This window comes from Sphingomonas sp. (genome assembly GCF_035714405.1).
In the GTDB taxonomy this organism is placed as follows: Bacteria; Pseudomonadota; Alphaproteobacteria; order Sphingomonadales; family Sphingomonadaceae; genus Sphingomonas.
Window position 1 is genome coordinate 147,042 of the sequence record NZ_DASTMA010000011.1, and the last position, 24,046, is coordinate 171,087.

23 protein-coding genes are annotated in these 24,046 nt (G+C 67.4%); 9 read left to right on the plus strand and 14 right to left on the minus strand.

The annotated features are described in order from the left end of the window. Positions 1–5 precede the first annotated feature (5 nt). The 7 genes from VFQ64_RS03885 to VFQ64_RS03915 form a co-directional block, all read right to left on the minus strand. Complete coding sequence (locus tag VFQ64_RS03885) at positions 6–1,262, minus strand: GGDEF domain-containing phosphodiesterase (protein ID WP_325101980.1); 1,257 nt, start codon at positions 1,260–1,262, stop codon at positions 6–8. Positions 1,263–1,658: 396 nt separating this feature from the next. After that, positions 1,659–3,131, minus strand: coding sequence for an NAD(P)/FAD-dependent oxidoreductase (locus VFQ64_RS03890; protein WP_325101981.1), 1,473 nt, complete (start codon positions 3,129–3,131; stop codon positions 1,659–1,661). A 55-nt stretch (positions 3,132–3,186) separates the two neighbouring features. Beyond that, complete coding sequence (locus tag VFQ64_RS03895) at positions 3,187–7,404, minus strand: translocation/assembly module TamB domain-containing protein (protein ID WP_325101982.1); 4,218 nt, start codon at positions 7,402–7,404, stop codon at positions 3,187–3,189. Further along, positions 7,404–9,560, minus strand: a complete 2,157-nt coding sequence (locus tag VFQ64_RS03900) for an autotransporter assembly complex protein TamA (RefSeq protein ID WP_414712862.1) — start codon at positions 9,558–9,560, stop codon at positions 7,404–7,406. Before VFQ64_RS03900 ends, VFQ64_RS03895 begins: the two co-directional genes overlap by 1 nt. Before the next feature lie 137 nt (positions 9,561–9,697). After that, positions 9,698–11,128, minus strand: a complete 1,431-nt coding sequence (locus tag VFQ64_RS03905; RefSeq protein ID WP_325101983.1) for a coniferyl aldehyde dehydrogenase — start codon at positions 11,126–11,128, stop codon at positions 9,698–9,700. 10 nt (positions 11,129–11,138) lie between these two features. After that, complete coding sequence (locus tag VFQ64_RS03910; RefSeq protein ID WP_325101984.1) at positions 11,139–11,534, minus strand: hypothetical protein; 396 nt, start codon at positions 11,532–11,534, stop codon at positions 11,139–11,141. After that, positions 11,531–12,277: a prepilin peptidase gene (locus VFQ64_RS03915; protein WP_325101985.1), complete on the minus strand. Its 747-nt coding sequence runs from the start codon at positions 12,275–12,277 to the stop codon at positions 11,531–11,533. The genes VFQ64_RS03910 and VFQ64_RS03915 overlap by 4 nt, the downstream gene beginning before the upstream one ends. A 111-nt stretch (positions 12,278–12,388) precedes the next feature. Here VFQ64_RS03915 and VFQ64_RS03920 point away from each other — a divergent pair, with 111 nt between their 5' ends. From VFQ64_RS03920 to VFQ64_RS03955, 8 genes are all read left to right on the plus strand, one after another. Beyond that, positions 12,389–13,585 carry an acetyl-CoA C-acyltransferase gene (locus VFQ64_RS03920; protein WP_325101986.1) on the plus strand — a complete coding sequence of 399 codons (1,197 nt, stop codon included), beginning with the start codon at positions 12,389–12,391 and terminating at the stop codon, positions 13,583–13,585. After that, positions 13,582–13,836 (plus strand): DUF6356 family protein, encoded by a 255-nt coding sequence (locus tag VFQ64_RS03925; RefSeq protein WP_325101987.1) that lies wholly within the window; start codon positions 13,582–13,584, stop codon positions 13,834–13,836. The genes VFQ64_RS03920 and VFQ64_RS03925 overlap by 4 nt, the downstream gene beginning before the upstream one ends. Positions 13,837–13,912: 76 nt before the next feature. Beyond that, a complete protein-coding gene (locus tag VFQ64_RS03930; RefSeq protein ID WP_325101988.1) occupies positions 13,913–15,019 on the plus strand; it encodes a YjgN family protein in 1,107 nt (368 codons plus the stop codon). Next, positions 15,003–16,085, plus strand: a complete 1,083-nt coding sequence (locus VFQ64_RS03935) for a M48 family metallopeptidase (RefSeq protein WP_325101989.1) — start codon at positions 15,003–15,005, stop codon at positions 16,083–16,085. Before VFQ64_RS03930 ends, VFQ64_RS03935 begins: the two co-directional genes overlap by 17 nt. A 194-nt stretch (positions 16,086–16,279) precedes the next feature. After that, positions 16,280–17,026 carry an alpha/beta hydrolase gene (locus VFQ64_RS03940; protein ID WP_325101990.1) on the plus strand — a complete coding sequence of 249 codons (747 nt, stop codon included), beginning with the start codon at positions 16,280–16,282 and terminating at the stop codon, positions 17,024–17,026. A gap of 4 nt (positions 17,027–17,030) precedes the next feature. Next, entirely contained in the window at positions 17,031–17,468 is a 438-nt protein-coding gene (locus VFQ64_RS03945; RefSeq protein ID WP_325101991.1) for a VOC family protein, read from the plus strand. Next, entirely contained in the window at positions 17,468–18,187 is a 720-nt protein-coding gene (gloB, locus tag VFQ64_RS03950; protein WP_325102116.1) for a hydroxyacylglutathione hydrolase, read from the plus strand. The genes VFQ64_RS03945 and gloB overlap by 1 nt, the downstream gene beginning before the upstream one ends. Positions 18,188–18,193: 6 nt before the next feature. After that, positions 18,194–18,598 (plus strand): hypothetical protein, encoded by a 405-nt coding sequence (locus tag VFQ64_RS03955; RefSeq protein WP_325101992.1) that lies wholly within the window; start codon positions 18,194–18,196, stop codon positions 18,596–18,598. Here VFQ64_RS03955 and hslU read toward each other — a convergent pair. The 7 genes from hslU to VFQ64_RS03990 form a co-directional block, all read right to left on the minus strand. Next, positions 18,595–19,899 carry an ATP-dependent protease ATPase subunit HslU gene (gene hslU / locus VFQ64_RS03960; RefSeq protein ID WP_325101993.1) on the minus strand — a complete coding sequence of 435 codons (1,305 nt, stop codon included), beginning with the start codon at positions 19,897–19,899 and terminating at the stop codon, positions 18,595–18,597. The two genes, VFQ64_RS03955 and hslU, sit on opposite strands and share 4 nt — an antisense overlap. Positions 19,900–20,008: 109 nt before the next feature. Continuing rightward, complete coding sequence (hslV, locus tag VFQ64_RS03965) at positions 20,009–20,572, minus strand: ATP-dependent protease subunit HslV (protein WP_325101994.1); 564 nt, start codon at positions 20,570–20,572, stop codon at positions 20,009–20,011. A 34-nt stretch (positions 20,573–20,606) separates the two neighbouring features. Beyond that, the gene (locus VFQ64_RS03970) at positions 20,607–21,110 is read right to left on the minus strand and encodes an OmpA family protein (protein WP_325101995.1); all 504 of its coding nucleotides are present in this window, start codon (positions 21,108–21,110) and stop codon (positions 20,607–20,609) included. 38 nt (positions 21,111–21,148) lie between these two features. After that, positions 21,149–21,718: a hypothetical protein gene (locus VFQ64_RS03975; protein WP_325101996.1), complete on the minus strand. Its 570-nt coding sequence runs from the start codon at positions 21,716–21,718 to the stop codon at positions 21,149–21,151. A 78-nt stretch (positions 21,719–21,796) separates the two neighbouring features. Then, a complete protein-coding gene (locus tag VFQ64_RS03980) occupies positions 21,797–22,210 on the minus strand; it encodes a holin family protein (protein WP_325101997.1) in 414 nt (137 codons plus the stop codon). A gap of 84 nt (positions 22,211–22,294) precedes the next feature. Then, positions 22,295–22,834 carry a glycoside hydrolase family 108 protein gene (locus VFQ64_RS03985; RefSeq protein WP_325101998.1) on the minus strand — a complete coding sequence of 180 codons (540 nt, stop codon included), beginning with the start codon at positions 22,832–22,834 and terminating at the stop codon, positions 22,295–22,297. A 294-nt stretch (positions 22,835–23,128) separates the two neighbouring features. Then, positions 23,129–23,305, minus strand: a complete 177-nt coding sequence (locus VFQ64_RS03990; RefSeq protein WP_325101999.1) for a hypothetical protein — start codon at positions 23,303–23,305, stop codon at positions 23,129–23,131. A gap of 157 nt (positions 23,306–23,462) precedes the next feature. Between VFQ64_RS03990 and VFQ64_RS03995 the strand changes: the two genes are divergently transcribed. Beyond that, on the plus strand, positions 23,463–24,035 hold the full coding sequence (locus VFQ64_RS03995; protein WP_325102000.1) for a hemerythrin domain-containing protein: 573 nt from the start codon (positions 23,463–23,465) through the stop codon (positions 24,033–24,035). Positions 24,036–24,046: the final 11 nt, after the last annotated feature.

A 24,046-nucleotide genomic window follows, 5' to 3' on the forward strand; every position in this document is an offset into this window, starting at 1 on the left:
CACGTTCAGCCGCGCGCCCGCACGGCCGCAAGCCTCTCTAGCGGTGACCTTGCCTCTCCTGCCACAGCAAGATGTCGCTCGTCGCGTAGGAAGGCCAACAGCGCCTCCAGTGCCAACGGCCGACTCACTAGGTAGCCCTGAACCATGTCACAGCCCATGACTGACAAGAGCGCGAGCGACGCGGCCGTCTCGACCCCCTCCGCGACCACTTCCATTTCGAGCGCATGGGCAAGATCGATCGTCGAGCGGACGATCAGCGGGTCGCGATGCGAGCTGGTGAGCTGAGTGACGAACAGTTTGTCGATCTTCAGCTCGCTCGCCGGCAACTGCTTGAGATAGGCGAGGCTGGAGAGGCCCGCGCCATAGTCGTCGATGGTCACCACGACGCCGATGGCGGCCAGCCGCTCCAAATGCTTGATCGCGCCCTGTGGGTCGCGGATTACGGACGTTTCGGTGATCTCGACGCCCAATCGCGCGCCGGAACTCTCGATCAGCGCGATCACCTCGTCGATGAAAGGCGTATCGGAGAGGAGCTGACCGGCCATGTTGATGAACACAGGCATCGGGTGACCGTTGCGGATCATGACCCGCTGGTCGGCGATCACCCGCTTGATCGTCCACAGGGTTATGTCCGATATGTCGCCGGTCTGCTCAGCGACCGGGATGAAATCATTTGGAAGGACCAGCCCGCGGGTCGGGTGCAGCCAACGGATCAGCGCCTCGACGCTGACGATCTGTTGGCGGCGCAGATGAAGCTTGGGCTGATATTGCACGAACAGCTCGTCTCGCCCGACAGCCTCCTGGAGCTCCCGGCTGATCTGGGCAACATCGGGCGACGATCCAGCAGGCGCTTGCGTGCTCCCATGCGGATCGCGACGACGCGCATTGATAAGGGCTGCTTCGGCTTCTTCGACCAGGAGCACGGCGCACGACTCGGTGCCCGGTCCTTCCGCCACGCCGATGGTGACACCTATCGAATGGAATTCGCCGTCGATGCAAACCGGCTGATCGAACGCTGCATGGATCGTCGCCACCACGGGCTCGACATCCGCCGGGCTGTGGGTGGTGAAGCTTACCTCCACCAGATTGCGACCGACCGTTTCGACTCGTGCTTTGGAAACGGCGGACGCGATCCGCTCCGCGACATCGAGCACGAGCAAATCGGCGCGCTGCACTCCGACCATGCGACGCAGCGCGGCGAATTGCGCGATCTCGACCAATGCCAAATGGACGCGCTGTCCGGCGCGTGGCGCATCGAGCATCGGCGGCGCGTATGCGTCCGATCCCCTGCGCCAATCCTGCCCTTCGATGCTCATGGTGTGTTGCACCTAGGCATCAGTCTTGAAGATACCCTTAAACCCCGGCCTCATGCCGCTGTGCAACATTGCGTTAAGCTTAAACTTCGATTAAGTGTGTTCGGCATCTTAAAAATGAGATGCAAACGGGAGACTAGCGATGTTGGAGTTCCTTCTGGAGCTGCTCCACGGCGAGACGATCAAGCCCTGGTAAACAGGTCCGGTTCGGTCTTGAGACTTTAAGTCTCTAGGAGCGCACACTTTATTACCCGGCCTTGGCCGATCTACCGCCGCGGCAACGCGGCGGTTTTTCGTTGTAGGACGCCCCTCTAGACAGCGCCGCGACAGGGAGCGGTCAGGTTTTCACGCCACACGACGTACGCTCGTTAGTGACGGGTTTGAAAATCGCATGGCGTCGTCGACCGAGCCAAATCGCATTGCCATGACGTCGAGCGCGTAATTCTGGTTCAGCTTCCAAGGCTTCTTCGACCCTTGCTTGGGCAGCGCGGCCGCTGCACGCTGGATGTATCCCGACGTGAAATCGACGAACGCTTCGGTCGTCACGGCCGGATCATCGTTATACGGAGTGGCGATCCGCACGCCCCGCTTGCGCATGGTGTTGAGCAGCCGGCATACATATTTGGCGACCAGATCCGCCTTCAGCGTCCAGCTTGCATTGGTGTAGCCGAAGGTAAACGCCAGGTTCGGTACATCGCTGAACATCATCCCCTTGTACTGCAGCTTGTCCGCCAGGTTCACCGGCTCCCCGTCGACGGTGAAGGGCACGCCGCCCATCAGCGACAGCTCCAGCCCTGTCGCGGTGACGATCACGTCGGCAGGAATCGTCCGACCAGAGGTGAGGCGGATGCCTTCCGGCACGAAGCGGTCGATGGTGTCGGTCACGACCTCTGCCCGCCCCTGCTTGATGGCGGCGAACAGGTCGGCGTCGGGTACCAGGCAAAGCCGCTGATCCCACGGATTGTAGCGCGGCGTGAAGTGCGTCGCGATATCGTAATCGGGGCCGAGATGCTCCCGCACCATCCCCAGCAGCCGCTGCTTGGTCTGCTCGGGCTTCTTTCGGGTCATGCGGTAGAAGAACATGCCGAGCAGCACATTCTTCCAGCGCGTGACACCATATGCCGCCTTCGACGGCAGCCTGCGCCTGACCCAGTTAGCAAAGGCGTCCTCCGCAGGTCGCGAAACCACATAGGTCGGCGAACGCTGCAGCATCACCACCTGCCCGGCATCCTTCGCCATCTCCGGCACCAGCGTCACGGCCGTCGCACCGGAGCCGATCACGACGACGTTCTTGCCCGTATAGTCCAGATCCTGCGGCCAGAACTGCGGGTGGACGATGCGGCCGGCGAACGCCTCCGCTCCGGCGAACGAGGGTGCATGCGCTTTTTCGTAGCTATAATAGCCCGAACACATGGCGAGAAAGCCGCAGGTCAGGGTCTTACGTCCCTCCGGTCCGTCGGTGTCGACGGTCCATCGCGCGTCCGGCGTCGACCAATTCGCACTCAGCACCCGTGTCCCGAAGCGGATGTGCCGGTCGATGCCATAGGCCCGCGCCGTCTCCTCGACATAGGCCTTGATCGAGGGCCCGTCGGCGATCGCCTTGGCCTGCGTCCAGGGGTGAAAGGAAAAGCCGAGCGTATGCATGTCGGAGTCCGACCGGATCCCCGGATAACGGAACAGGTCCCAGGTTCCGCCCATCTGCTCGCGCGCCTCCAGGATCGCATAGCTGCGATCAGGGCAGCGCGTCTGGAGGTGGTAACCGGTACCAATGCCGGAAATCCCAGCGCCCACGACAATTACATCGAGATGTTCGGCCATCGGGGCTGCCTCTCCGCCTCTTAAAGGTTGCGGTCAGCCACCTACCGCAATCGCCTCAATAGTCCTTGGAATATTTCAGCCTCACATCCGATCCGCCGAAGGAGCCGGTCGAGGTAAGCAGGCTGAGCGCCTTGGTGAGGGCGATCTCCAGCTGCGTCGCGGTAAAGCCGCGCGCATCGGTGACGATCTCCACATAGATGTCGTCGGTGATGTACTTGCCGGCCGCAAGGCCCGTGCCGCGGCCGGTCTCGCCCGCGCCGACCACGCGTAAGCGATCGAACCCTGTCGCGGAGCGTAGCTTGCCGAGCGGGTTGAGCCCGCCGCCGCCGGAGCCGCGCAAGCTGTTGAGCGCGGCCGCGAGCTGGACCGCCTCGATCGCCGACAGGTTCGTGGGAGTCGTCCCGAACAGCAGACGGCTCAGTACCTCGTCCTGCGGGAGCGCCGGCGTCGAGGTGAAGGCGATCTGCGGCCGGGTACCGGTGCCGGTGATGTTGATCACGGCGGTGATCCCGTTGGTGGTCGTCGTCGCCTGGATGTCGATATCCGGGTCGGTCAGCGCCGCACCGCGCAGGCGGACACGCCCTCGCGTGACCTCGAAGCGTTTGCCGGCAAAGGAATAAGCGCCCTTCACGATGTCGAGCCCACCGGTGATGACCGGCGCCGCCGACGTGCCGCCGATGCGGAGGTCCATCTCCCACTCGCTCTCCAGCCCCATGCCGGACACGAAGATCTGGTTGGGCGCGCGCACCCGCAGGTTGAGCCTGAACAGCCCCATCGGCGCCGTCGGCGGCCGATCGCTGAAACGCGCCGGACGCACGTCGCTGCGCCGCCGTACGCCGGTCAGCTCGGGCACCTCGGCCTGACCCTGCCGGATGATCTGATAGCGAGCGTTGGGGATGACGAGATCGCCCTCGATCAGGCCGCCGTTGCGGCCGTTGGTGAGGTGAATGGTACCTGTTGTGGTCGCGGCCAGTGCTTCGCTCCTGGCGAGCTGGGCGTTGTTGAGGGTTGCGCGGAAGTCGATCGGGTATCCGGCGTCGGACGCGAGGCCGATCGAACCCTGAGCCACGACCGTGCCATCACCGGCGCGGGCGTTGAGCTGGGTAATCTCCAGTCGGTCGTTGTTGAAGCGCCCGGCCAGCCGCATCTGTGACAGGCGCGTGCCGTAGGTCTCATTGTCATAGGTCAGATTGTCGGCGCGGATCAGTCCATTGAGGCGCGGAGCTGACAGCCGGCCGGAGAAGTCGGCGGCCATTGCGATCGGCCCCTGCAAGGACTGGTTGGGCAGCGCGGCGAGGCTGAACAGCACCGCCGACGGCCCGTTGTAGCGGATGCCGCCGCCCAGCGGCGCGTTCATCAGCCGCGTCATCCAACTGCCGCCGCCGCCCAGCGGCCGCATCGTCGCGAGCATTCGCCCGACCACGGTCGGCCCGCGCTTTATGAGCGCACGCGCATCCGCGCCGCTGCCCCCGAGCCGTCCGGCGAAGACGATGTCGACGGGGTCGGAGATGGCCGCGATGCCGGACCGCTGGAAGTTGGTCACCGTGACCCGCGCGTCGGCGACCGGAATGGCACTGCCCTGCTGGCGATAGTCGAGGCTGCCGGTCGCCTGGCCCGACAGGCCCATGCCGGGCGCGAAAGCCGACAGAAAGGACAGGTCGAGCCGGTCGAGCCGCGCCTGTGCCGCCGTGACCCCACCGCCGAACAATCCCGCGATCCGGGTCGAGCCGCCATTCGCGCCGCCGAAGTCGAGCCGCGTCGGCAGCAGGCGATAGCCGCCGCCGGCCGCGACGATGCGCGCCGGCGTGGCAGTCCGGAACGGGATGCGGTTCGCCTGCCCCTGCGCCGCGACCAGATAACTACCGGGCGACAGCCGCGCGTTCAGCGCCACGCGGAAGGGTACGCCGGACGAGCCGGTGAGCAGCGCCTGCGCGGTTCCGCGCCCGCCGACATAGTTCACCTTCGCGCGCGCCGCCTCGATCACGATCGCGTTGTAGCGGGCATCCCCCAGCTGCGCGTCAGCGATGATCTGCGGCGCGTTGGGATACAAGACGACCGAGGCATCGAGCAGCGCCCGGCCGATGGTGAAGTCGGCGATACCCGGGACCACCGCATTGTTACCGCGCGCGCGCACGTCGGCGCGCTGGTAGCCGCCCTGACTGGCGAGGCGAACATTGCCCGACAGCCCCTGCCCCCCGAACGTCAACGCACCTGCGAATGGTCCAGCCGCGGTCTGCACCAGCCGGCCGCGGCCGGTGATCCCCGCGAAGACGACGCGGCGGATGTCGAGCGCCAGCTGCGCGCCGGGCTGCACCAGCACGTCAGCGGTGAACGGCCCGTAATCGGTGCTGCCGCTGGCGTCGACCTGATAGGCCCCGCCTCGCCCGATGATGCGGGCGCGGACATTCGCCAGGCCGACGCCGAAGCCGGGCCGCGCAGCCCGAAGGTCGATGACCGGCGCGGTCGCAGTCCCGGCGACGCGCGCGGTGACGGGACCGTATTGGGTCGAATAGGCGTCCGCCTCGACCGCCACCGCCCCATTGGCGGGGTTGAACCGCCCGCTACCCCGCATGACGCGAAACTGCGGCGCGTTCAGCCGCAGGCCGCTGAAGGTGACGATCCCCTCGGGACTGTAGCCGACGTCAGCGCGGACGACCGCGTTGCCGCCCAGAAAGTTGCGGACGCCGGAATTAAACAGCTGCTGCGTCCGCGCGACGACACGGCCGGTGATGCCGAAGCCCCCGTTGCGGCCGGCCACCAGCTTGGCGTCCGTAGTAAGGTCGATGATGCCGATGCTCTCGACGCGGAAGTCGTTGATCCGACCCTTGAGCGCGCCCGTGTACCGCCCGGTGGCGACATTCGCGACCAAAATCGCCGTTGCATCAATGTTGTCGGACCGTATCTTCAGATTGTCGGACAGGATGTTCGGCATCGAAATGGCCAGATCGCCGTCGATCCGCACGTTGTTGGCCAGCCCGCCGACCGCTGCGTTCAGGCCGGTGAGGCGTCGCGCGCGGGCCGAGATCGGGACGAGGATGCGATCGGGATTCACCCGCGCCAGCCCCTCGGCATAGAGCTGATCGACGCCCATCGCGCCGAACGCCAGACGCGCCGCCGAGACCTTGTAGTTTACCGTCGGGGTCGCGAACGCGCCGTCGAGCACCACGCGCGCCATGACGTCGCGGCCGGACAGATTGGGCGCGATCGCGCCGGGAGTCAGCAGCCGCGCATCCACGGCGAAGTTGCCGAAGCGGCTCTGCGCGAAATCGAGAAGGCCGCCCGCGTCCACCGCCAGCGCACTGGACCCAAGCTTGATCCGTGTATCGGCGCGGCGTTCGGCCAAAGTGGCGTCGATGCGGACGTTCAATTGCGGGGCGGTCAGTCGCTCGACCGGTCCTTCCAGGTACAGGCCGGGACGCGAGACGCCGCGCACCGCGATCGTGCCGTTGCGCGAAGTGACGCCCAGGTTCGCCAGCTGCCCGCCGCCGAGCGTGACGATCGCGCGTCCTGCCCAGGTCTTCCACCCGCCACGCCCGTCCACCGTCGCTGTGAGCGGCTTGGTCAGCCCGCCCATCGTCGCCACCACGCCGCCGACCGGCGCTGTCAGCTTCACATCGACATCGAGCTTGTCCTGGTCGGGCACCGCGTCGAGCTTCAGCCGCAGCGTGTCGCCGCCGGCGACACCCGCCGCGCGCAGGGCCGCGGCATCGGCGGTGATCTGTGCGCGGCGGTCGGCGATCTTTGCCGTTCCGTCGATGCGCAGGACATGCTGACGACCCGTCACCGGGGCTGCGATCACCAGCCGACCGATATGCAGCCGGTTTACGTCGATATCGAGGTCGGGCAGCAGCGGCGCGTTCGGATCGACCGGCACCTGCTTCAACTCGGGCCGCCGCCGCAGCATGACGAGTTCGGTGTCGAGGCTGCGCACATCGATATGGTCGCGCACGAACGCGAAGGGCCGCCAGTCCACCGCCATCCGTGGGCTGGTCAGGAACACGCCGCGTGGGTCGGCGACGCGCACGTCGGACAGCGTCATCTTGCCATACAGCGAGCCGTCGATCCGTCCGACCTTGATGTTCAGCCCCGTCGCGGTGGTGTAGCCGCCGAGTTGGTCGGCGACGAAGCGGCGGCCGGGGTCGGTGTTGATCCCGAACACGACCAGCAGCAGCAACGCGGCGATCGAGAGCAGCGCGATGCCGAGCCATTTCAGCACGCGCAGCCACAGCGGGCGCTGACGCGGCTCGGTTGCGACGGCCTCGTTGTCGGCCATCAGAACGCCTGACCGATGGAGATGTACAGCGCGACCTTGCTGTCGCCCTCACGCGGGTTGAGCGGCGTCGCCACGTCGATCCGGAACGGGCCGAAATTGGTGTAGAACCGGCCGCCGATGCCTGCCCCCAGCTTGACGCTGGAAAGCGACGGCAGCACCCCTTCATAGCTATTGCCCGCGTCAATGAACGGCACGATCCCGAAATTGCCGAAGCGATAGCGCGCCTCGATCGCGAACTCGGCTAGGCTGCGGCCGCCGACAGGGCGCAGGTCCGCCAGGTCGATCTCGCCGTCCTCGTTCGGCACCAGCGACGACACCGGCTCGAATGGCCCGAGGCGCTGAAAGCCATAGCCGCGTACCGACCCGCCACCACCGCCGTAGTAGCGGCGGGACGGGGCGAGATCGTCGCGGGCGACCCCCGCGATCGAGCCCGCGCGCGCGCGGCCGGCGATCACCAGCCGATCGTTGATCGGATAGTAGAGCGTACCCTCCGCCAGCGCGCGGACATAGGGCTTCACCCCGCCCTGCACCGCGGTCTCGGGGCTGAGGTTCAGCTTCAGCCGATAGCCGCGCGTCGGGTTGAGCAGGTCGTCGGACGTGTCCCATTGGATTTGGGCCGGGATCGCGGCGATACCGTAGGTCCGCCGCACCCGCTCGTTGCGGGCGAAATCGAACACGCTTTCATTGGTGCCGATCAGCTCCGCACCATAGAAGTAGGTGATCCGCTTCTGCCAGATCGGCGTCGAGTCATAGCTCCAGCGTGCCGACAACGTACCGGTGAAGGCGTCGAACGCGTCGTAGTTGGAGTGGTTGGCGGCAGCGACGACGGTGAAGGTGCGGTCGCGCCTGCCGGCATTGGCGCGGCGGAAGGTGCCCGACAGGCCCTGCTCCTGCGTACCCGCGATAACGCTGGCGATCAGCGCGCCTTCGGGCGGGAAAAGGTTGCGGTGCGTCCAGTTGCCCTCCAGCCGGAAGCCCTGGCCGGTCGAATAGCCGACATTGCCGTTGAGCGACCGCGCCGGGCCCTTGGTCTGGCGGACCAGCAGGTCGACCTGTTCGGTGCCGTCGGGGTTGATCCGGCCGGTTCGGGTCGGCTCCACCGACAGTGTCGAGAACAATCCGGTGGCGACGAGCGCGTCGCGCAGGTCGTCGGTCTTCCGGCGGTCGTACAGGTCGCCGCCATCGAAGCGGGGGAAGACGTTGAGATGCTCAAGGTCGAATACCGGGTCGCCTTCGGTGCGAAGGGCGCCGAAGCTGGCGCGCGGACCGGTGTCGATTGGCAGGGTATAGGCGCCGGTCGCCGTCTCCGACTGGTCGTCGAGCAGCACGTCGCGTTCGCCGATTGTCAGGAAGGGATAGCCGTTCTGCGGCGCGATCAGCTGCAGGTTCGCCTCCGCGCCCTGGATGCGTGCCGCCTCGATCGCGTCGCCGGGCTTCAGCGCGAAGTTGCTGGTGAGCAGGTCCGGCGGCGTCACCGGCCCGGCCTGCAGCGTTACCGAGGACAGCGTGTAGAGCCGGCCCGGCGTGGCGGTGACGCGGGCGATGAAGCGGGTCGGCGTGCCGGGCGTCGGCGGATTCGATTCGATGATCGAGACCGCGGTGGCATCATAATAGCCGAGGCTCTTCAACAGGCGCACGGCGAGCGCCTCATCCTCCCTTGCCCTCGCCTGCACCTGCACCGCGTTGGCCGCCTTACCGCCGCCGTCGCGCAGGGCGGACAAGGCGCGCCATTGCGCCTCGAGCCCGACCTCCTTCAGCCCAGCGACTTGCGTGTCGTAGCGGACCTGGGGCGCATCCTTGTCCTGCAGGTCGGCGGCAGTCTGTAGCGGCGTGGTGTCGAAGCTGGTCAACGGCGACAAGGGTGCCGCGAGCTGCGGATCCTCGGGCGTCGGCGTGGGCCGCGTGTCGCCGGTCGCGATCGGCTGTCCGGGCACCACACCTTGCGGGGGCAGCGGCGGAGCCACGGTGGACATCGGCTCGAGCGGCGCGTTGATGTCGTTGGACAAGGGCGGCAGCGCGGCGTTGAACTCCGCCTCGGGTACGATATCGGTGTCGGTCTGAGCGCCCGCCGGATCAGGCGTCGGCGTTGCGGCCGGCTTCGGCGCGTCGGGGCCTTGCGCGGGTGCGGTGCCCGGCTTCGACAGCTGCGCCGCCACCGGCGCGTAAGCCGTCGAGGTCAGCAGAAATGCCAGCCCGAGCCAGCCGTGCCGGCGGGAAAAGCCCGAAACGCTCAAACGAAACCCCTCTGATCGAGCGCCGTATACGGACGACCCGACGAACACGCTACGCCTTTTCAGGCACTTGGTTCCTTAACACCGATCTGTTTCGCAACGGTGTTCCTGAGCTTGGGTCCATAGGGGGGCTTCAGCCCGGCGAGCTTCGCCACGTCGAGGTGGGACTGGCGGAACACCGCCTTGCCATGACTGAACGTCTTGAACCCGTCGCGGCCATGATAGGCACCCATCCCCGATGGCCCGACGCCCCCAAATGGCAGCTCCTCCATCGAGACATGAAATACCACGTCGTCCAGCGTCACCCCGCCCGAGATGGTGCGGTCGAGGACGCGGCGGCGCTCGACGGCATCAGGGCCGAAATAATAGAGGCCGAGCGGCCGCGGGCCACGGTTCACGCGCGCAATCGCTTGATCGATCCCCTCGTAAGTCAAGATCGGCAGGATCGGACCGAAGATCTCCTCCTGCATCAGCACCATGTCGTCGGTGACGTCGCGGACGATGTGAAGCGGCATCTTGCGGCTGTTGGAAGCGCCAAAGTCCTCGTTCGCCGGATTGACCACTTCGATGGTCGCGCCCTTGCCGCGCGCGTCATCGAGCCAGGCATGGAGGCGCTGGTGGTGGCGATCGTTGATCACCGACGTGTAATCCGAATTGGCCAGTACGGTCGGGTACATCGCCGTCGCGGCACGGCGCACGCTGTCGACGATCGCCGCCTCCTGGCCGGCGGGGGTCAGGACGTAGTCGGGGGCAAGGCAGATCTGACCCGCGTTGAGCATCTTGCCCATCGCGATCCGGTCGCCTGCCCGGGCAAGGTCCGCACCCGCGCCGATGAGAGCCGGCGACTTGCCGCCCAGTTCCAGCGTGACCGGCGTCAAATTGTCGGCGGCGGCGTGGAGGATGTGGCGGCCGATGCCCGTCGCGCCGGTGAACAGCAGGTGATCGAACGGCAGTTCCGCGAATGCCTTGCCGACCTCCGGCCCGCCGGAGACGAACGCCAGTTCCTCCGGCGCGAAGTAGCGCGGGCTCAGCTCCTCGAACAGCGCGGCGGTGACCGGCGTGAACTCGCTGGTCTTGACCATCACCCGGTTGCCGGCCGCGAAGGCGCCCGCCACCGGCCCCATCACCAGGTTGACCGGAAAGTTCCAGGGCGCGATCACCCCGACCACGCCCTTGGGCTGGTATTCGACCCAGCCCTTGGCGCCGAGCAGGCCGAGCGGGAACTGGACGGGGCGTTTCTCCGGCTTGGCCCAGCGTTCCATGTGCTTGAGGGCATGGTCGATCGGGCCGGTCGAGCCGGCGATATCGGTCAGCATCGACTGGTCGCGGCTACGGTGGCCGAAATCCTCGCTGAGCGCGTCGCAGAAGCGGGCGGTATGATCCGTGATCATCGCCCGCGCGCGCTTCAGCCGGTCACGGCGCACCGCCATCGTCACGGGCAGCTCCTCGGTAAAGGCGGCGCGCTGCGCGGCCAGCGTCGCGGTCATGTCCATGCAAGGATTCCTATTTAGCGGGTCGGCAGCCGATCAGCCCGGCGACCGGCATCACCACCGTGTCCTTGCCCGTACGCGCGACGGTCAGCATCGCGTCGGGCACGACGGCGCCGTCCTTGAGGTCGGGCCGCTCGACGGCGGTCAGCTCGAGCGAGACGGTCGCGTCGCCCCCGCCATAGCTGGACGTCGCCGCCAGCCCGCGGCCGGCGATGCCCTCGGCGGCCGTGCGCTGCAGGTCCACCGGCTTGCCGTCGATATGCACGCGCAAGCTCGCCGGCTCGGCCGAGGCCATCGCCACCAGGTGGCGGGGCTCGGCGACGGTCCACAGATAGGCGGCGCAGCCGGTCGCGGGCAGCGACTGCTGCGGCAGCGCGCCGACCGACAGCTGAAGAAGGATCGCGATCATGGCCGCAAGGCTACCATCAAAAGCCACGTCGGGTAAGCCGCCGCCGCGAGCAGCGCGCCGAGCGGCAGCGCATCGGTCGCCGCCATGGCGCGCCCGGTCAGCTGCCGGAACAGCATGACGCCCAGGCCGATCAGGCTCGCGACCAGCAGCACCGCCGGCAACATCGCCCAGCCGAGCCACAGCCCGATTGCGCCGAACAGCTTCGGATCGCCCCCGCCCATCCCCTCGCGTCCGCGCAGCCGGCGATAGGCGACGGCGATGAGCCAGAGCAGCGCGAAGCCGGCCACACCGCCGACGGCCCGATCGATCAGCGCCGGCTCGACTCCGACCAGGCCCACCAGCAGGCCTCCCGCGCCCAGTGTTCCGGTCAGCACGTCGGGCAGCCACCACGCCCGCAGGTCGAGCACGGCCAAGGTCAGCAGCAGCCACCCGAACATCGCGCCAGCCACGCCCTCGCCGCCCGGCGCGACCGCACCGGCAACAACGCCGATCAGCCCGGCGGCCAACTCCACCTGCCAGTGCAGCGCCGCGATCGGGGCGCCGCACGTCCGGCATCGTCCGCGTTGCAACGCCGCGCTCAGCAACGGCACCAACTCGCGAGGCTGCAGCGTCCGGCCGCACCCATCGCAAGCGGAGCGGCCGCGCATCACCGATCGCCCCTCCGGCCACCGCAGCACCACCGTGGCGATGAAGCTCCCGAGGATCAGGCCGACAATGCCGAGGAGGAAGGCGGAGACAAGCACCCACGATGGATAGCCGCATCCGCGATCCCCGCGAAGCCAGGCTCGTTTGCATCATGTCATCGGCAAGCTTAGATGCAGTGCAGCATTCCGCCCCCTGCTCGGAGCAGTTCCATGGCCAACATCTCGTCCGGCGACCCCGTCGTCATCCTGTCCTACGCGCGCACGCCGATGGGCTCCTTTCAGGGCGCGCTGTCCGGCGCTACGGCGACCGAGCTCGGCGCCACCGCCGTTCGTGCCGCGGTCGAGCGTTCGGGCGTCGCGCCCGAGCAGGTCGACAAGATCTTCATGGGCTGCGTCCTCCCCGCCGGCCTCGGCCAGGCGCCCGCGCGCCAGGCAGCCATCGGCGCCGGGCTGCCGACCTCGGTCGAGGCGACCACCGTCAACAAGGTCTGCGGATCGGGGATGCAGGCGGCGATCTTCGCTGCCGACATGATCGCGGCGGGCTCGACCGACATCGTCGTGGCGGGCGGCATGGAGTCGATGTCCAATGCACCATATTTGCTCAAGAAGCTGCGGGGCGGCGCCCGCGTCGGTCACGATACCGCCTTCGACCACATGATGCTCGACGGGCTGGAGGACGCATACGAGGCCGGCCGTTCGATGGGCACCTTCGCCGAGGACACCAGCCGCGAATACCAATTCACCCGCGACGCGCAGGACGATTACGCGGTCGAGTCGCTGTCGCGGGCGCTCGCCGCGCAGAAGTCGGGCGCGTTCGACAAGGAGATCGTCGGGGTCACCGTCAAGGGCCGCAAGGGCGACACGCTGGTCTCGAGTGACGAGGCCCCGACCCGTGGCGACCCGGAGAAGATCCGGACCCTGAAGGCAGCTTTCGCAAAGGAAGGTACGATCACGGCCGCCTCGTCCTCATCCATCTCCGACGGCGCGGCAGCTTTGGTCCTGACGCGCGAGTCGACCGCGATTAAGAAGGGCCTGAAGCCGATCGCGCGCATCGTCGCCCATGCCGCGCACGCGCAGGCACCGGCGAAGTTCACCACCGCCCCGGTCGGCGCGGTCAACAAGCTGCTCGCCAAGACCGGCTGGAAGGCCGACGATGTGGACCTGTACGAGATCAACGAGGCGTTCGCCTGCGTACCGATGGCGTGGATGAAGGACCTGGGCGTCAGCCACGACAAGGTGAACGTGCATGGCGGCGCCACTGCGCTGGGTCACCCGATCGGCGCGTCGGGTGCGCGGATCATCACCACGCTGATCGCCGCTCTGCAGCATCGCGGCGGCAAGCGCGGCATCGCCAGCCTGTGCATTGGTGGCGGCGAGGCCACCGCCATCGCGGTCGAGCTGGTATGATCCGCAAGCTCTTCCTCGATCACCCTGCTTCGGTGGGCGAAAGCTATGCTCAGCATCTGGGGGTGGCCGGCGGCTTCGGCTGGCGGATGGTGCGCGGCGGCGTCGCCTGCATGGTGCACGGCGCCCTCCCCTTCGTCTGCAAGACCAGCGGCAGCGACACGGTGACGGCGCTGCATGCCGAGCTGGTCGCGAAACGCGCCGCCGCGCGTGCCGCGCAGGTGCAGATGACGACGGTCGAATATGTGATCTGAGCCGCCGGCAACTGTCTTTGCCGGTTGACCTTCCCCGCGCGGCGGGCTGAAACGCTGCGGCAAGCGGGGCGTTTCGATGATTGACGAGCATGCCGAGGGCGACAGTGCCTTCGGCTTCAGCGGCAGCTGGCGCGAATATGCGCCGATCGCCTTCACCAACCTGCTGCTCACGGTCGTGACGCTGGGTGTCTATTCCTTTTGGGCGAAGACGCGGACCCGGCGCTATCTGTGGAGCCGGACGCGCTTCATCGACGATCGGCTGGAATGGACGGGAACGGGGCTAGAGCTGTTCCTTGGCTATGTCGTGGCGCTGCTGTGCTTCTTCCTGCCGCTCGGCGTCCTGCAACTGATCGTCCAGGGTGTGCTGTTCCGCGGTCATACCGGCGCCGCGATCCTGATCGGCGCCGCCATCTATCTGTTCCTGATCTATCTGGTCGGGGTCGCGACTTTCCGGGCGCTGCGCTATCGGCTCAGCCGCACCTGGTGGCACGGCATCCGCGGCGGCAGCGACAATCGCGGCTTCGCCTATGGCGTCAGCTATTTTTGGCGCACGCTGGTCGGCTATCTGGCGCTCGGGCTGATGATCCCCTGGTCGATGGCGAAGCTGTGGAACGAGCGTTGGGGCGCCATGAGCTTCGGTCCGATGCGCTTCCACGCCGACGCCGAGTGGCGCAACGTCTTCGGGCGTTACCTCATCTTCTACTTCTCGCCCGCCTTTCTCTTCATTGGCTTCTTCGCCATTGCGGCGATCGCCGGCGGCATCGGCTTCGCGAGCGGCGGCTTCAGCACGGGCTCGACGCCGGGCCCGGGGATGATCGTCGCGCTGATCGTCGCGGCGGTGCTCTTCTACCTGTTCTTCTTCGTGGCATTGGGGCTCGTCGCCCTCACCTATTACGCCGCTTTCTTCCGGGAGGCGGCCGGGAGCCTCAAGCTCGGCGGGCTGCAGTTCGGCTTTACCGCCCGCACCAAGGAATGGGTGCTGCTGTACCTCGGCAACGTCGGGCTGACGATCGTGACGCTGGGGATCGGGTATATCTTCGTTCCCTATCGCAACTGGGCGTTCTTCGTCCGCCATGCGGAGGCGTTCGGCGAGGTGACGCTTGAGGACCTGACCCGCTCCACCACCCGCGATCCGGGCCAGGGCGAAGGCTTGCTCGACGCGTTCGATGTCGGCGCGTTCTGACATGGACGACGTGACCGGTCCAGGCGTCTGGCACTATGACGGTCAGTCGGCATTGCGCCGCTCGGCCCTGCTCGTGGACGAAGGCGAGACGTTCCGGCTGGCGGAGGGTGCACGCGACACCGGCCCGTTCCTGTGGCGGGATTTGCGTGCCAACGACGTCGATACCGGGCAGACGAGCTACGGCCTGAACGGTGTCGGCGGCTGGCGGATCGGCTTCGTCGACACGCCGGAAGCCGCGCTGGCCGCTAAGCTGCCCAAGCGGCAACGATATGGGCGCGTGGTCGATCGAGTCGGGCTGTGGCCGGCGAGCATCGCCTTTGCCGCCGTCGCCGCGCTGGTGGTCGCGATCGTGTTGCAGACGCCGGCGATGGTGGCGCGGCTGATACCCGCTTCGGCCGAGAAGCGGATGGGCGACCTGATGGTCGGCGATTTTGGCAAGCGCGGCTGCGACGATCCGGCGGGTCGTGCGGCGCTGGCGGCGATGCTCAAGCGGCTTGATCCCGCAGCACCGGACCTGGACGTCCATGTCGTCAAGCTGGGCATGGTCAACGCGGTGACACTGCCCGGCGGCCGCATCGTCCTGTTCGACGGACTGCTCAAGTCCGCCGCGTCGCCCGACGAGGTCGCGGGCGTGATCGGCCATGAGCTGGGCCACGTCCGTCACCGGGATGTCACCGAGGCGCTGGTCCGGCAGCTCGGGCTGTCCGTGGTGCTCGGCGGCATGGAGGGCAATATCGGCGGCTACACCAACGCGCTGCTCTCCACCGCTTATTCGCGCAAGGCGGAGACCAACGCCGACACCTTCGCCATTGCACTGATGCGGCAGGCGGGCGTGTCGCCGGCGCCGACCGCCGGATTTTTCCGTCGGCTGGGCCGCGGTGGTGGCCGGGCGGAGCGGATGCTCGCCTATGTCAACACCCACCCGGTCTCGAGCGATCGCGCCAAGACCTTCGAGGCGAGTGCAGCCAAGGGCGCGACCTACCGGCCAACACTGGATCAGACGCAATGGGCGGCGCTGAAGACCATCTGCAAGGGGACGCCGCAGGAAAGCCGCTGGCGGTTCTGAGTGCGCGCCGGCCCTATGCTCCTCCCCGGCGAAGGCCGGGGCCCAGCTGCACAGGTGTCGGTTGGAGAGTGGCGCCCCATCCGACTTGGTGCGTCGCAACTGGGCCTCGGCCTTCGCCGGGGAAGATAAGGGCACCCGGAGCAAGATAAGGTCGGCATCGTGACCTGACCCTATAGCCCCGCTACACACCCACCATGACCGATACCCCCCGCCCCCGCCTGGCTCTCCACCACACGCCCGGCGCCTCGCCCACCGTCATGTTCCTCCCAGGCTATGCCTCCGACATGAGCGGCGCCAAGGCGCTTGCGCTAGAGGCGTGGGCGAAGGCGCGCGGGCAAGCCTTCCTGCGCTTCGACTATTCGGGCTGCGGCGAGAGCGAGGGGGCGTTCGAAGAACAGACGCTGACCGACTGGCGGGACGACGCGCTCGCGTTGATCGACGAGCTGGTCGAAGGACCGGTGGTGCTGGTCGGCTCGTCGATGGGCGGTTGGCTGATGCTGCTGATCGCCCAGGCGCGTGCCGAGCGGATCGTCGGCCTGGTCGGGGTCGCGCCCGCGCCCGATTTTACCGACTGGGGCTTCACCACCGACGAGAAGCTGTACCTGCTCAGCCACGGCCGGCTGGAGCGCGCCAATCCCTATGGCCCGGAGCCGACCGTCTATACCCGTGCCTTTTGGTCCTCGGGCGAGGCCAACCGGCTGATGTTCGGCGCGATCCCCTTCGCCGGACCGGTACGGCTGCTGCACGGGATGCGCGATGCCGACGTGCCATGGACGCGAAGTGGGCGCCTGGCGGAGCTGCTCGGCTCGGCGGACGTGCAGTGCTGGCTGGTCAAGGAGGGTGACCACCGGCTGTCGGGCGACGAGGACATCGCCCTGCTGGAGCGCGCCGTCGCCGATGTGGTCGCCCGGGCAACCTCCGCCGCCGCCGAGGCGTTCTGACCGCATGCGCTATCTCCACACGATGATCCGGGTTTCGGACCCGGCTAAAACGATCGCCTTCTTCGAACTGCTGGGTCTTACCGAGGTGCGGCGGATGGAAAATGAGAAGGGTCGCTTTACGCTGATCTTCCTCGCCACGCCCGAGGACCATGCGGCGCTCGGCGAACGGCGCCAGGCCGAGGTCGAGCTGACGCACAATTGGGACCCAGAGGAACTGAGCGAAGGCCGCAACTTCGGCCACCTCGCTTACCGCGTCGAGGACATTTACGGTCTCTGCCAGACGCTGATGGACGCGGGCGTGACGATCAACCGACCGCCCCGCGACGGTCACATGGCGTTCGTGCGCACGCCTGACGGCATCTCGATCGAGCTGCTCCAGGAGGGCGGGCCCAAGCCGCCGGCCGAACCCTGGGCCTCGATGCCCAACACGGGCCATTGGTGATGGCGCTCGAGATCGTCCAGGTGCCGGTGCTGTCCGACAATTACGCCTGGCTGCTCCACGACGCGGACAGCGATACGACCGTGGTGATCGACCCCGGCGACGCCAACCCGCTGATCGCCGCGGCGGAGGCGCGCGGCTGGACGGTCACGCAGGTGTGGAACACCCATTGGCATCCCGACCACGTCGCAGGCAACGCGACCTTCGGCGTCCCCGTCACCGCCCCCGCCGAAGAAGCCGCCAAGATCGGCAAGGTCGACCGCGGGGTGGTGGAAGGCGACACGATCGCGATCGGTGCGCACCGGGCACAGGTCATGCGCGTCCCGGGCCATACCCAGGGCCATGTCGCCTTCCACTTCGCCGAGGATCGCGTGATCTTCACCGGCGACACGCTGTTCGCAATGGGCTGCGGCCGCCTGTTCGAGGGCACACCCACGGACATGTACGCCAACATGCAACGCTACGCCGAACTGCCCGACGACACGACCGTCTATTGCGGGCACGAATACACCCAGTCGAATGGCCGCTTCGCGGTGCACGTCGAACCCGACAACAGGGCGGTGGCCGAGCGCTTGCGGGAGGTCGATGCCTTGCGCGCGCGGGGCGAGCCGACGGTGCCGACCACGATCGGGCGCGAACGCGAGACCAACCCTTTCTTCCGGGCGAACTCGGCGGAACAACTGGGCGAGCGCCGCGTCCTGAAGGACAGTTTCAAAGGTTAACCCGCCATGCGCATCCTGCTCCCCTCTTTGCTCCTTCTCGCCACCGCCTGCACTCCGACAGCCGGCGATCTCGAGCGTCAGGCCGCGCGCGATGCGGGCGCGCGGGCCGCACTCGACGCCGAGCTCGCCGGCCTGGTCCCAGGTAAGCCGCAGGTCTGCGTTAACATGACCGAGCTGCGCAACCTGCGGGCCTATGGCTCGACGCTGGTCTATACCAGCACCGGACGGGACAAGCTGGTCAACCACACCAGCGGCGGCTGCGAGCGGGTTGCCAATGATGCCATCCTGGTGACCCGCACGTCATCGTCTCAGCTTTGCCGCGGCGATATCGCGACCACCGTGGACCGCACCGCGAACACCTTCTCCGGCTCCTGCGGCCTGGGTGAATTCGTGCGCTACTCGAGACCCTAGAGCACATACCGGCTGAGGTCGGTATTGCGGGCGATGGCGGAGAGCTGTTGTTCGACATAGGCGCGGTCGATGGTCAGCGTCGATCCGCCGCGATCTTCGGCGTTGAAGCTGACCTCTTCCAGCAGCTTCTCCATCACAGTCTGCAGCCGGCGGGCGCCGATATTCTCGATCTCGCCGTTGACCTCGGCGGCGATGCGCGCGACCGCCGCGATACCGTCGTCGGTGAAGTCGATGCCGACGCCTTCGGTGCCGAGCAGCGCGCGATACTGGGTGAGCAGCGACGCCTTGGTGTCGGACAGGATCGCGACGAAGTCGGCCTCGGTAAGCCCCTTCAGCTCGACGCGGATCGGCAGGCGGCCCTGCAGCTCGGGCAGCAGGTCGCTGGGCTTGGCGACGTGGAACGCGCCGGACGCGATGAAGAGGATGTGGTCGGTCTTCATCGGCCCGTATTTGGTCGCGACCGTGGTGCCCTCGATCAGCGGCAGCAGGTCGCGCTGAACGCCCTCGCGGCTGATCGAGCCGCCACCGCGCTGTTCGGACATGGCGATCTTGTCGATCTCGTCGAGGAAGACGATGCCGTTCGCCTCCGCGTCGGCCAACGCCACGCGGTTGACATCGTCGCTGTCGAGCCGCTTGTCGGCCTCCTCCTCGAGCAGCTTGTCCCAGGCGGCGCGGACGGTCAGCTTGCGACGCTTCAGGTTCTGGCCGCCGCCGAACGCCTTGCCCATCATCTCGCTGAGGTTGATCATGCCCATTTGCGGGGCGCCAGGGATCTCGAAGGGGAGCTGCGAGGCCGGCTCCAGCTCGATCTCGATCTCGGTCGCGTCGAGGTGACCGTCCCGAAAGCGCTGTTCGAACGCGGCGCGGGTCGCCTCGCTGGCGCCCTTGCCGGTCAGCGCGTCGAGCAGGCGGCCGAGTGCCGCGGCCTCCGCCTTGTCCTTGACCGCGGCGCGGCGGCGTTCGCGCTCGAGCCGGATCGCCTCTTCGACCAGGTCGCGCGCGATCTGTTCGACGTCGCGGCCGACATAGCCGACCTCGGTAAACTTGGTCGCCTCAACCTTCACGAACGGTGCGTCGGCGAGCTTTGCCAGGCGGCGGCTGATCTCGGTCTTGCCGCAGCCGGTCGGGCCGATCATAAGAATGTTCTTGGGCGTCACCTCGTCGCGAAGATCGGCGCTGAGCTGCTGACGGCGCCAGCGGTTGCGCAGCGCCACGGCGACGGCGCGCTTGGCGTCGGCCTGGCCGATGATGTGCGCGTCGAGCGCGGCGACGATCGCCTTGGGGGTAAGGGTGTTCTGCATCTTCTTCTCATCTCCCCTCCCGCTCGCGGGAGGGTTGGGGGAGGGCTTTCCGAGAGCGGTATGGAAGGAACATCCCCTCCCCTAGCCCCTCCCGCAAGCGGGAGGGGGATCAAGCAGTGTCGAGGGCTTCCACGGTGAGCCGGTCGTTGGTGTAGACGCAGACCTCGGCGGCGATCGCCATCGCCTTGCGCGCGATCGTCTCCGCGTCCTGTTCATAGTCGACGAGCGCGCGGGCGGCGGCGAGCGCGTAATTGCCACCCGAGCCGATCGCGGCGATGCCGCCTTCGGGTTCCAGCACGTCGCCGTTGCCGGTCAGGATCAGGCTGACGTCGCGGTCGGCGACGATCATCATCGCCTCCAGGTTGCGGAGGTATTTGTCGGTCCGCCAGTCCTTGGCGAGCTCGACCGCGGCGCGCATCAGGTGATTGCCGTGCTTCTCCAGCTTCGTCTCCAGCCGCTCGAACAGCGTGAAGGCGTCGGCCGTCGCGCCCGCAAAGCCGCCGATCACCTTGCCTTCGGCGCCTAGCGTGCGAACCTTGCGCGCGTTGGGCTTCATCACCGTCTGGCCCTGCGTCACCTGGCCATCGCCGGCGATGACCACTCGGCCGTTACGCCGGACGGAAACGATCGTGGTGCCGTGCCAGACCGGCGCGGCGTGGGGGTTCCCGCTCATGGAGCGGATATGGGGTGCCGGACGACGGGTGCAATTACTTACCCAGCACGACCTCCACCCGCCGGTTGCGCGCCCTGCCCGCTTCGTCGTCCTTGCCGTCGGGCGCCATGTTGGGGGCGACCGGCTTCAGCTCGCCGATGCCCTTGGTGGTCAGCTTCGTGCCGTCGACGGTGCGGACGGAGATCAGATAGTCGCGCACCGCCGTTGCGCGCGCCTCCGACAGACGTTGGTTGTAGGCGTCGTTGCCCTTGCTGTCGGTGTGCCCCTCGATCGCGACCGCGCCGGCATTCTGCGCCTTGATCAGGTCGGCGAGCTTGTCGAGCGTGGGCCGCGCATCGGCACGGATGGTCGCCTTGTTGAAGTCGAAGGTGACGTCGCCCGCGAGTGACACCAGCGTGCCGCGATCGGTTTCGGTCGCCTTGAGCTCGGACTTGAGCGTCTCGACCGGGGTCAGCGACGACGTCCCCGGTCCACCCGTGGCCGACAAGGAGCTCGCCGACCCGTTCTCCGCGGTCAGGCTGCTCGCCGAGCCCGCCACCGCGGCCAACCGGCTGCGCGGCAGGTCACCCGCGAAGCTCAGGCTGCTGAGTTTTTTTTTGAGCCGTCGTCCGACCAGGCGGCGCTGGTCACCGGGAGCGGGATCGAGATACCGGGATCGCCGCTATACTGGCTGTCGGACATGCCGTCATTGATGACCAACGCGACCTGGCCGGTCTCCGGCAGCGTGCCGAGGAACACCAGCTCGCCCTGCATGGTCGAGCCCTCCGTCACCTTCAGGTCCTTGTTCTCGAGCGGTGGCGAGAGGAAGAACTTCTGCCCGCCGGCGACCAGGAAGGTCTTCTGGTCGGACCAGTCGAGCCGGATATCGCGCTCCGCCCCGTTGACGACCTTGACCGTCAGCACCGTTTCGGTCGGCTTGGCCTGGATGGAGGTGATGTAGAGGATCGCGCCATTGGCGAACTGCTGCTGGATCTGCAGCGGTTGGGGCTTGCCGCCACCGAACAGACGGGCGGTGAGGCCCGGCCCCTCAGGCGTCAGGTCGGCGGCGTTGGCGTCCGCGACGGCCGCGGTATTGGCGCCGTCCTGAGCCCCACCCGAGCAGCCCGCCAACGCGAGTGCCACGCCGAGGATGATCGCCTGCCGCATTCCCTGACCCCTCCATCGTTATGGCCGCACAACGCATCCGCCGCCGGCTGGTTGCTCGAGATCAATCTTCAGCGCGCCTCACCGCTCCACGCCCTTCGCCTTGCCCCAGCTCCTTGCCACGGTGTAGCCGAGATAGCCGGTGCCGAAGAGCGCGTAGAGCGGTTCCGGGATGCCGTTGAGATACGCGGTCATGCCGGCCGCAATGTCCTTCGCCATGCCCGGCTGCGCGGCAGCGATCAGGCCCATCGGGATCGCCCAGAGCAGCAGCGCGTACATGACGTAGAGGAAGCCGGGGCGCGCGCGGCTGGTCCATGGGTCGGTCGATTGCGCTTCTGCGAGCAGCGCGGAAAGCTGTTGCTTGACCTCGTTGAGCGACTGGTCGCCCTGAAGCCGCAGCAGCTCCAGCTTGGCGGCGTCGCGGGCCTTGGGATCGGGAATGATCTTGTCGAGCAGCCCCGCGACGGGGCCGATGACGCCATTGATTATGCTCATGTTTTCCTCGGAAGTTTAGGGAAAGTTGAGGCTCGCGCACGGACGTCGCGGGCCGGAAGTTGAGGGGAAGTTGAGGCTTGCGCGCTAACCGATCCGGTTTGCCAGCCAACCGTAGAGGAAGGCTTCGGCGGCGGGGCGACGCTCGGCGAGGCTGAGATAGCGTTCGCCCTGCAACGCCTCGACCGCCTTCAGCAGCACCACCTCACCGCTGCGGCCGCGCCGCTGCAGGAAGGCGTCAAGCGCGGCGAGCGTCGCGGGGCCGATGGCGCCGTCGGGTACGATGTCAGGATAGTCGGACGCGCCGCGATTGAGGGCGTTGAGGGCACGCTGGAGGAAGCCGCAGGCGACCGGCGGCCCCATGTTGACGCCGGTGTCGAACAGCTCCGCCGCCAGCAGTGGCGCGCGTTCGGCGACGCGGTCGAACCAGGGCCGCAGCCAATAGGCACGACAATAGATCGCGACGGCGCGCGCGCGACTCAGCAGGCGCATGTCGCCGGTGTAGCCGTTGGCGCGGGCGACCGCGTCGGTGATTCCCCAGCGGGTGGCGCCGCCCGGGTCGGCGGGATGGTCGACGAAGCCGCCCTCGCGGTCGATGACGGCGTCGATGAGGTCGATAGGGTTCATCGGTCTTACTCCTGTGTTGGAGTGGATGATGAACCATATGGGTTTGATTGTAGGACAGCGGAAAGTTTGGGGGTGTGAGCAGAAGCCAGCCTGCCGGTGTTGGCTCACCTCCCTCTCCGGCGAAAGCCGAGGCACAGTTGCGGTATCCGACGACGCACGTTTCTCCTGGCCGGCGCGGCCGACTGGGCCCCGGCTTCCGCCGGGGAGGTCGTTCGCCTCGGCTGAAGCGGACCAAAAAGGTCGCGTCCCGGCCGCCCTCTTTGCCCCTCCCCTCCACCTCCCCCGGTGAATCAGCTATTTCGATCCACCGGAGCTCCCGCCGCCGCTGTTGCCGCCGCCGCCGCTCTTCGAGCCGCCCGAGCGGCCGCCGCCGCCCTTGCCCCCGGTGGTCTTGCTCTTCGCGCCCGATCCGGGATCGCCACCCTTCTCGGTGATCGCGCCCGGGTTACCGCCTGCACCTTTCTGCGCCATGTCGCATGCCTTTCGATGGGAGGCACAGGCAACGGGCCGACGCCCGATGCGGTTCCCGGCCGCCTTCGCACTTTTTGCCCGAGTTTTGAGAGTGCTTCGCAAGCGGAACAGGAGGGGCGGTCGCGTGGTTGCAGCACCAACAACAGGAGCTTCGATCATGACCACCCAGACCAACGACAAGCCCGAGTCCTACACCGGCACCGCCGTCGCGATCGGCGCCGGCGTCGGGCTCGCCACCGGGCTGCTCGCGAACTTCGTGCGCAAGGCGGTGGTGCAGGCGCCGACGGTGCTGGCGGGCAACTGGGACGAGGCGCTGGCGGCGGAGCACAAGGCGACGCTGGCGATCTTCGACCTGATCCAGGCGACCACGGAGAAGCAGGAAGGGCGACGCTCGTTCCTGCTGATGCAGTTGAAGCACGCGCTCGGCAAGCATGCGCTGCAGGAGGAGAACGCGGTCTATGCGATGATGCGCGACCAGGGCTCCAAGGAAGCGGCCGACCACCTCAACCACGATCACGGTTACGTGAAGCAGTACCTGTTCGACCTGACCGAGCTGGAGCGGAGCGACCCCGCCTGGCTGCCCAAGGTCATCGAGTTCCGGGCGATGATCGAGGAGCATATGCGCGAGGAGGAGAACGATCTGTTCCCGCGCATGAAGGCGATGCTGTCGGACGAGCAGAACAAGCACCTGACGGTGCAGATGCACAAGGAAGGGCTGAAGCTGGCTTGATGGGCCGCATG

Coding starts and splice junctions, on each gene's coding strand:
- VFQ64_RS03885 (WP_325101980.1), bottom strand. CDS start 1,262: ATGCTCGATGCGCCACGCGCCGGACAGCGCGTCCATTTGGCATTGGTC.
- VFQ64_RS03905 (WP_325101983.1), bottom strand. CDS start 11,128: ATGGACATGACCGCGACGCTGGCCGCGCAGCGCGCCGCCTTTACCGAG.
- VFQ64_RS03930 (WP_325101988.1), top strand. CDS start 13,913: ATGATTGACGAGCATGCCGAGGGCGACAGTGCCTTCGGCTTCAGCGGC.
- VFQ64_RS03890 (WP_325101981.1), bottom strand. CDS start 3,131: ATGGCCGAACATCTCGATGTAATTGTCGTGGGCGCTGGGATTTCCGGC.
- VFQ64_RS03955 (WP_325101992.1), top strand. CDS start 18,194: ATGCGCATCCTGCTCCCCTCTTTGCTCCTTCTCGCCACCGCCTGCACT.
- gloB (WP_325102116.1), top strand. CDS start 17,468: ATGGCGCTCGAGATCGTCCAGGTGCCGGTGCTGTCCGACAATTACGCC.
- VFQ64_RS03920 (WP_325101986.1), top strand. CDS start 12,389: ATGGCCAACATCTCGTCCGGCGACCCCGTCGTCATCCTGTCCTACGCG.
- VFQ64_RS03975 (WP_325101996.1), bottom strand. CDS start 21,718: ATGCGGCAGGCGATCATCCTCGGCGTGGCACTCGCGTTGGCGGGCTGC.
- hslU (WP_325101993.1), bottom strand. CDS start 19,899: ATGCAGAACACCCTTACCCCCAAGGCGATCGTCGCCGCGCTCGACGCG.
- VFQ64_RS03985 (WP_325101998.1), bottom strand. CDS start 22,834: ATGAACCCTATCGACCTCATCGACGCCGTCATCGACCGCGAGGGCGGC.
- VFQ64_RS03995 (WP_325102000.1), top strand. CDS start 23,463: ATGACCACCCAGACCAACGACAAGCCCGAGTCCTACACCGGCACCGCC.
- VFQ64_RS03990 (WP_325101999.1), bottom strand. CDS start 23,305: ATGGCGCAGAAAGGTGCAGGCGGTAACCCGGGCGCGATCACCGAGAAG.
- VFQ64_RS03925 (WP_325101987.1), top strand. CDS start 13,582: ATGATCCGCAAGCTCTTCCTCGATCACCCTGCTTCGGTGGGCGAAAGC.
- VFQ64_RS03910 (WP_325101984.1), bottom strand. CDS start 11,534: ATGATCGCGATCCTTCTTCAGCTGTCGGTCGGCGCGCTGCCGCAGCAG.
- VFQ64_RS03980 (WP_325101997.1), bottom strand. CDS start 22,210: ATGAGCATAATCAATGGCGTCATCGGCCCCGTCGCGGGGCTGCTCGAC.
- VFQ64_RS03935 (WP_325101989.1), top strand. CDS start 15,003: ATGTCGGCGCGTTCTGACATGGACGACGTGACCGGTCCAGGCGTCTGG.
- VFQ64_RS03895 (WP_325101982.1), bottom strand. CDS start 7,404: ATGGCCGACAACGAGGCCGTCGCAACCGAGCCGCGTCAGCGCCCGCTG.
- VFQ64_RS03940 (WP_325101990.1), top strand. CDS start 16,280: ATGACCGATACCCCCCGCCCCCGCCTGGCTCTCCACCACACGCCCGGC.
- hslV (WP_325101994.1), bottom strand. CDS start 20,572: ATGAGCGGGAACCCCCACGCCGCGCCGGTCTGGCACGGCACCACGATC.
- VFQ64_RS03945 (WP_325101991.1), top strand. CDS start 17,031: ATGCGCTATCTCCACACGATGATCCGGGTTTCGGACCCGGCTAAAACG.